The sequence below is a fragment of the Jatrophihabitans sp. YIM 134969 genome (assembly GCF_054456675.1).
In genome coordinates, this window is record NZ_JBTJEQ010000090.1 from 1 (window position 1) to 6,215 (window position 6,215).

At 74.1% G+C, this 6,215-nt stretch carries 8 protein-coding genes; 4 read left to right on the top strand and 4 right to left on the bottom strand.

Annotated features, from left to right (window positions below):
• From ACXR2U_RS23710 to rimP, 4 genes are all read right to left on the bottom strand, one after another.
• Nucleotides 1-245: translation initiation factor IF-2 N-terminal domain-containing protein (locus ACXR2U_RS23710; RefSeq protein ID WP_458827563.1), on the bottom strand; the 245-nt coding region annotated here is incomplete at its 3' end.
• 74 nt (nucleotides 246-319) lie between these two features.
• Entirely contained in the window at nucleotides 320-670 is a 351-nt protein-coding gene (locus ACXR2U_RS23715) for a YlxR family protein (protein ID WP_458827564.1), read from the bottom strand.
• Between the two features lie 75 nt (nucleotides 671-745).
• Nucleotides 746-1,861 (bottom strand): transcription termination factor NusA, encoded by a 1,116-nt coding sequence (gene nusA, locus ACXR2U_RS23720; RefSeq protein ID WP_458827565.1) that lies wholly within the window; start codon nucleotides 1,859-1,861, stop codon nucleotides 746-748.
• Nucleotides 1,861-2,400 carry a ribosome maturation factor RimP gene (gene rimP, locus ACXR2U_RS23725; RefSeq protein WP_458827566.1) on the bottom strand — a complete coding sequence of 180 codons (540 nt, stop codon included), beginning with the start codon at nucleotides 2,398-2,400 and terminating at the stop codon, nucleotides 1,861-1,863. The genes nusA and rimP overlap by 1 nt, the downstream gene beginning before the upstream one ends.
• Before the next feature lie 89 nt (nucleotides 2,401-2,489).
• Between rimP and ACXR2U_RS23730 the strand changes: the two genes are divergently transcribed.
• From ACXR2U_RS23730 to ACXR2U_RS23745, 4 genes are all read left to right on the top strand, one after another.
• Entirely contained in the window at nucleotides 2,490-3,014 is a 525-nt protein-coding gene (locus tag ACXR2U_RS23730; RefSeq protein WP_458827567.1) for a hypothetical protein, read from the top strand.
• Nucleotides 3,011-3,508 (top strand): DUF4439 domain-containing protein, encoded by a 498-nt coding sequence (locus tag ACXR2U_RS23735; RefSeq protein ID WP_458827568.1) that lies wholly within the window; start codon nucleotides 3,011-3,013, stop codon nucleotides 3,506-3,508. Before ACXR2U_RS23730 ends, ACXR2U_RS23735 begins: the two co-directional genes overlap by 4 nt.
• A gap of 375 nt (nucleotides 3,509-3,883) precedes the next feature.
• Nucleotides 3,884-5,014 carry a HesA/MoeB/ThiF family protein gene (locus ACXR2U_RS23740; RefSeq protein WP_458827569.1) on the top strand — a complete coding sequence of 377 codons (1,131 nt, stop codon included), beginning with the start codon at nucleotides 3,884-3,886 and terminating at the stop codon, nucleotides 5,012-5,014.
• Between the two features lie 65 nt (nucleotides 5,015-5,079).
• Complete coding sequence (locus ACXR2U_RS23745) at nucleotides 5,080-6,150, top strand: AAA family ATPase (protein WP_458827570.1); 1,071 nt, start codon at nucleotides 5,080-5,082, stop codon at nucleotides 6,148-6,150.
• The last annotated feature ends 65 nt before the right edge of the window (nucleotides 6,151-6,215 follow it).

Here is a 6,215-nt window from a genome sequence, read left to right on the forward strand (position 1 = left end):
GCCGACTCGGTGGCGGTCGCCGCCGGAGCGGGGGCCTGCGCCGGCTTCGCGGCGGCCTTCTTGGCGGGCGCGGGCTTGGCCGCGGCCTCCGGGAACGCCTCGCGGACGCGCCGCGCGACCGGGGCCTCGATGGACGACGAGGCGCTCTTCACGTACTCGCCGAGCTCACTGAGCTTGGCGAGGACGTCCTTGCTGGTGACGCCGATCTCCTTGGCGAGAACGGACACTCGGGTCTTGCCGGGCACGGGACTCCTTCGTGGGGTCGACCGGCGGCAAGCCCGTGGGAGGGCAGGTCGCCGGGATCAGGCGGTGGACGGGCTCATGGGAGCTTCATCGCGGGTTCATCGCTCGTGGACCTGCTCTCGGACGGTGGACTGACGTGGCGGACGACGGCCTCGGTGTCGACGCCGGCGGTGATCCGGAGGGCCCGTGCGAACGCCCGGCGACGGATCGCCTGCTCGACGCACTGTTCCCTGCGGTGCACCCAGGCGCCTCGGCCGGGGAGTCGGTGTCGGAGGTCGACCACCAACCGGACGACAGGGTCCGAGCCGGTGGGCGTCTCCGCGACCACGCGGGACAACTCAGCCACCCCCGCCCGGCGCCTGCAGCCGACGCACGTCCGGACCGGTCCCTCGCCGGCAACCGGCTCGGGGTCAGTACGTGCGCGCACGACGGGAAGCGCCGCCCGAGGGGCGACCGCGGACGACTCTACTCCTCACGGCGGCGTCTCCCGTCCCCGCCGAGCTCAGCGCCGTGGGGCGGAGGACGGCCGGGCGCCCTCGCCGGCACGGTCACCGGCGCGGCTGTCGACACCGTCGCGGACGAATCCCCGCAGTGGCCGGGCCGGGCGGTCGGCACGGGGCGGCGCCGTCAGGGTCGCCTCGTCCTCGGCGTCGGAGTGGATGTCGATGCGCCACCCGGTGAGGCGCGCCGCGAGCCGGGCGTTCTGGCCCTCGCGGCCGATGGCGAGCGAGAGCTGGTAGTCCGGCACGACGACCCGCACGGCCTGGGCCGACTCGTCGATGACCCAGGACCGCTCGGCCCGGGCCGGCGACAACGCGTTGCCGACGAACGTCGCCGGGTCCTCGGCCCAGTCGATGATGTCGATCTTCTCGCCGCCGAGTTCCGCGACGACGTTGCGGACCCGCTGGCCCATCGGCCCGATGCACGCGCCCTTGGCGCCGAGCCCCGCCACGTGACTGCGCACGGCGATCTTGCTGCGGTGTCCCGCCTCACGGGCGACGCCGGTGATCTCGATGCTGCCGTCCGCCAGTTCGGGCACCTCGAGGGCGAACAACTTGGTCACCAGCGCCGGGTGCGTACGGCTCACCGTGACGGAGATCCCCCGACCGCCGCGGGCGACCGCGACGACGAGGAACTTCAGCCGCGTGCCGTGGGAGTAGTCCTCGCCCGGGACCTGCTCGGACTGCGGGAGGACGGCCTCGATCTTGCCGATGTCGACGATGACGATCCCGCGCTCACGCGCCCGGGCGTCGGCCTGGACCACACCGGTGACGATGTCGCCCTCCTTGCCCGCGAACTCGCCGAACCACTGGTCGGCCGTGGCGTCACGCAGGCGTTGGGTGATGACCTGCCGCGCGGTCTGCGCCGCGACCCGCCCGAAGTCCTCGGGTGTGTCGTCGTACTCCTCGACCACGGTGCCGTCGTCACCGAGGTCCTGCGCCCAGACGACCACCTCGCCGGTCGAGCGGTCGATGGCGACCCGGGCGTGCGGCATCGACAGCGGTGCGTGGCGGTAGGCCGACAGCAGCGCGCTCTCCAGGGCGTCGACCAACAGGTCGATCCCGATCTCACGTTCGCGGGCGACGCTGCGCAGCGCCGCCATGTCCAGGCTGACCATCAGGCGTCCTCCTCGAGGTCCACGTCGTCGTCGGGCTCGGCCTTGCCGCGCGGGTCCTCGGGTTTGCCGTTGCGGTTGAACTCGACCTGCACCCGGCCCTGGCCGAGCGCGTCGAACGGGTACTCCCGGGCGGTGCCGTCGACCTCGAGGACCACGCTCGCCCCGCTGGTGTCGACCACGCGGCCGGTGAAGCGGGTGCCGTCGGCGACGGTGCTGGTGCTGACCAACCGGCCCTTGGCCCGACGCCAGTGGCGCGGCTCGGTGATCGGGCGGTCGACCCCGGGGCTGCTCACCTCAAGGGTGTAGGCGGCGCCGGTCTCACCGCCGAAGCGGGTGTCGCTGGCGTCGAGGGCGTCGGCGACCGCGCGGCTCACGACGGCGATCGCGTCGAGGTCGACACCGTCGTCACCGTCGACCGTGACCCGCAGCAACGAGCGGCGGCCGACAGGGGTCACCACGACGTCGTCGAGTTCGTAGCCGGCGGCGGCCACGACCGGCTCCAGGAGGGGCTTGAGATCGTCGCCCCGAGGCGCTGGCATGCCTGGTTCCTCCCGTGTCGAGTTGTCCGTGCCGCGTGACACGGCAGAAGGGAGAGTCTACCGGCGCGCGGGTGCGACACTGACCGGCGATGTCGACGCCCGCACCGCGGTCCCCGGAGTCACCGGCGGGCCCGGACCCTGATCACGGTCGTGGTGTCTCCCGGCGCGTCCTGCTCGGGGGCGGCCTGCTCGTCCTCGGCGGGATCGGCGGCGGTGTCGCCGGGTTCGTGGCCACCGACGCCCCGCGCGAGGTCGTCCCCGACCCCGTCCCGCCCGCCGACGTGCTGGCGGCCATCGACCGTGAGCGCAGGCTGCTCGCGCTGTACGACTACTCCGAACCGAACGCGCTGTTCACCAGCATCAGAACCGAACATCAGGCGCACCTCGACGCACTCACGGCGCTGCTGCCCTCGGACTCGTCACCATCGCCATCCGGGAGCGAGTCCCCGATCCCGCCCCCGCCCGCAGATCGACAAGCGGCCGACCTCGCGCTCGCCGAGCGGGACGCGGCCGGGGCGGCGAAGGCTGCGTGTCTCGCCGGCAACGGCACGGCCGCGGTGCTGCTGGCCTGCATCGCGGCGTCCGAGGCCAGCCACGCAGCGGTGTTGACGTGACGACCCCGACTCCCCCGCCGTCGAGTCCCCCACCGTCGACGACCCCGAGCGACTCGCAGCTGGTCGGCGCGGCGCAGGACGCGCTGGCCGCCGAACGGCAGGCCGTGTGGGGCTACCCCGTGCTCGGGCCGCGGCTGACCGACCGCACCCAGGTCGCGCTCGCCCGCACCTGCGACGACGCCCACGGCGCCCTGGTCGACGCCCTGACCGCCACGCTGGTCGGCCTCGCCCGCACCCCGGTCGCCCCGGCCGTCGACTACCCGCTGCCCTCGCCGCTGACCACACCGGCCCAGGCCGCGGCGTACGCGCTGCAGCTGGAAGAGGCGTGCCTCGCCGCGTGGCGCTACGTGGTGGTCCGCACCGGCGACGGCACCGACGTCGGTGGGCTCAAGACCCGTGCCGTCGACGCCCTGGTCGCGGGCGCCGTCCGCGCCGCCCGCTGGCGCGCCCTCGCCACGCCCGCCACCCCGACCGTCGCCTTTCCCGGAACCTGACCGTCGCACGCCCGACCCGACGACAGGGCGTCCGAACCGTGCTCCCGGCCCGCGCGGAGACGGTTCCGACGCCCGGTCGTGCGCGGAGGACGGCCGGACTACGTAGCCGACCACGCACGGACTGCACGGTCTGACGATGTGACGACCCCTCTCCCCGACCGACGATCGACTCCGTCACCAGGAGCTCGAGACGGAAGGAGGTGGCACCCGTGACCGTCGTCATCACCCGCCTGGACCGGGTCGACACGTCGACCAACACGCCGACCCCCGTGGCCGGCGACTGCTGAGCCACCCGCGTGGACCCGGCGCCGCACTCCGGACGGCGCCGGGCGGCCGGCCCTGATCGATCCCCGTCTGCACCCGGGAGGAACCACCGTGTCGCACCCGCCCGCGCGTCCCGCCGTCAAGGCGGTCTACGCCCCGCTCGACATCGCCACCGACACCGTCTCGCTCGGCATCCCGCGCACACCGCTCTCGGCACACGTGCCCGACCCCGACGGCTGGGTGCGGGCCGTCCTGCACACCCTCGACGGCCGCTACACCGTCGAGGAGGTCGTGGCCCGCTTCGCCGGCTCGCTCGCGCCGGGCGACATCCGCGCCATGGTCGACACCCTCGCCGCCGACGGCTTCCTCGAGGACGCTGCGCTCCCCGCCCCGAGCGGGCTCTCCGACGACGAGCTGGTCCGCTACGACCGCAACGCCGAGTTCTTCAGCTACTTCAGCGACCGCCGCCCGAACGGGTTCGACGGCGACGCGCCCACGACCACCCGCTGGAGTCCGCAGCTCACGCTCAAGGACGCCTCCGTCGTGGTCGTCGGCCTCGGCGGGTTCGGTTCGCACCTCGCCCTGCACCTCGCGAGCCTCGGGGTCGGTCACCTCACGCTCGTCGACGACGACACCGTCGAGCTCGCCAACCTCAACCGGCACGTGCTGGCCCGCGACGCCGACGTCGGCCGGCTCAAGGTCGACGCCGCCGCGGAGCACCTGGGCGCGGTCAACCCGCTGGTCGCGGTGACCACGAGCGCCGTCCGGGTCACCTGCGCCGCCGACGTCGAGAGCTGGATGCTCGGCGCAGACCTGGTGGTGTGCGCCGCCGACCGACCGCGCGTGGACATCGACGGCTGGTTCAACGCCGCGGCGTTGCGGTCCGGCACACCGTGGTTGCGCGGTGCAACGGTCGGGTTGTCGGCCGTGGTCGACCTGTTCGTGCCCGGTCGCACCGCCTGCGCGCAGTGCCGCCTGCAACCCGGTGACGACGCCTCCGACGCCAACGCCCGCATGGTCGAACAACTCCGGGTCGACGCGCGCCGCGGCACCAGCCCGGTCGTGTCACCGGTCGCCGGTCTGCTCGGCTCACTGGCGGCCCTGGAGGCCACGAAGTTCCTCACCGGTGTGGCGCCGACCCCGCTGCTCGATCACCAGTTGGTGGTGGACCTGTTGACGGCCGAGACCCATCACGTCCCCGACCGCCGGGCACCCGGGTGCGCCTCGTGTTCCTCGACGTGACGACCGGGGCGGTCCGCCGTCCGATCCCTACCACGACGCGAGGAAAGCGTGGGAGGATCGGTGGCGTGAGCCGGTCCCCGTACCTGGGCCGGGCTCCGGAACGCGCCCACGTCACCGCAGCCCTGCGCGGCCCCGGCCACGTCGTCCTGCTGTCGGGCGAAGCCGGCGCCGGCAAGACCTCTCTCATCCGCGCGGCCCTCGCCGATGTCGGCGAACGCGACCACGTCGTCTCCGCGGCGTGCCTGCAGCTCGCCGGGCAACCGTTGCCTCTGGCAGCGATCGAGGAACTGCTCGACCAACGCGGGGGTTGGCCCGTGGCCGGCGGCCCGGAACTCTCGGGTGCGTCGGCGGTCGAACGGGCCGCGGCCATCGGCCGCTGGGCCGACGTCATCGCCCCGCGCCACGCGGGCACCTCGACCACGATCGTCGTCGACGACCTGCAGTGGGCCGACGACACGACCTGCGACCTGCTGCTCTACCTCGTGGCCACCGCGGCGCGACGCTCCCTCTCGGTGGTGGTCGCCCTGCGTGACGACGGCGGCCCGTTGCGCCCGCACGTCCGGCAGACGTGGACCGACCTCGCGCGGGCCGATGGCGCCCGGCGGGTCCTGCTCACCGGCCTCGGCCCCGACGACTGCCGCGACCTGATCAGATCGTTGCACCGTGAACTCGGCCGCCCGGCACCGACGCCCGAACAGGTCGACTCGCTGGCCGCACGATCGGGCGGCAACCCGTACCTGCTCACGGAACTGGTCTCGGGCCCGGACGACTCCCTCGCGCGCGACCTGTTCGGCGACCGGCTGCGGGCGCTGTCGACCACCGCGCTCGCCGTGGTGCGGCAGGCGGCGGTGCTCGGCGAGTGGGTCGAGGACCGGGTGCTGCGCGCCGCGGTCGACCTCCCGGCCGACGACGCCGGCGACCGCGCCTTCGCCGGGGCCGTCCGTGAGGCCGTCGCCGTCGGGCTGGTCGTGGTCCGCGACGACGGCTACGCCTTCCGGCACGGCCTCGCCCACGAAGCCGTGCTCTCCGCGCTGCTGCCGATCGAGGCCCGCACGCTGCACCGCCGGGCCGCCGACGCCCTGGCCGCCGACCTCCTGACCAGCAGCCGCCCGACGGCCTGGGTGATCGCGCCCTGACCGCCGAGCAGACCCACCGAGGCGACGAGGAATCCCCCGAGCAGCAGGGCGATGAGCACCGACGA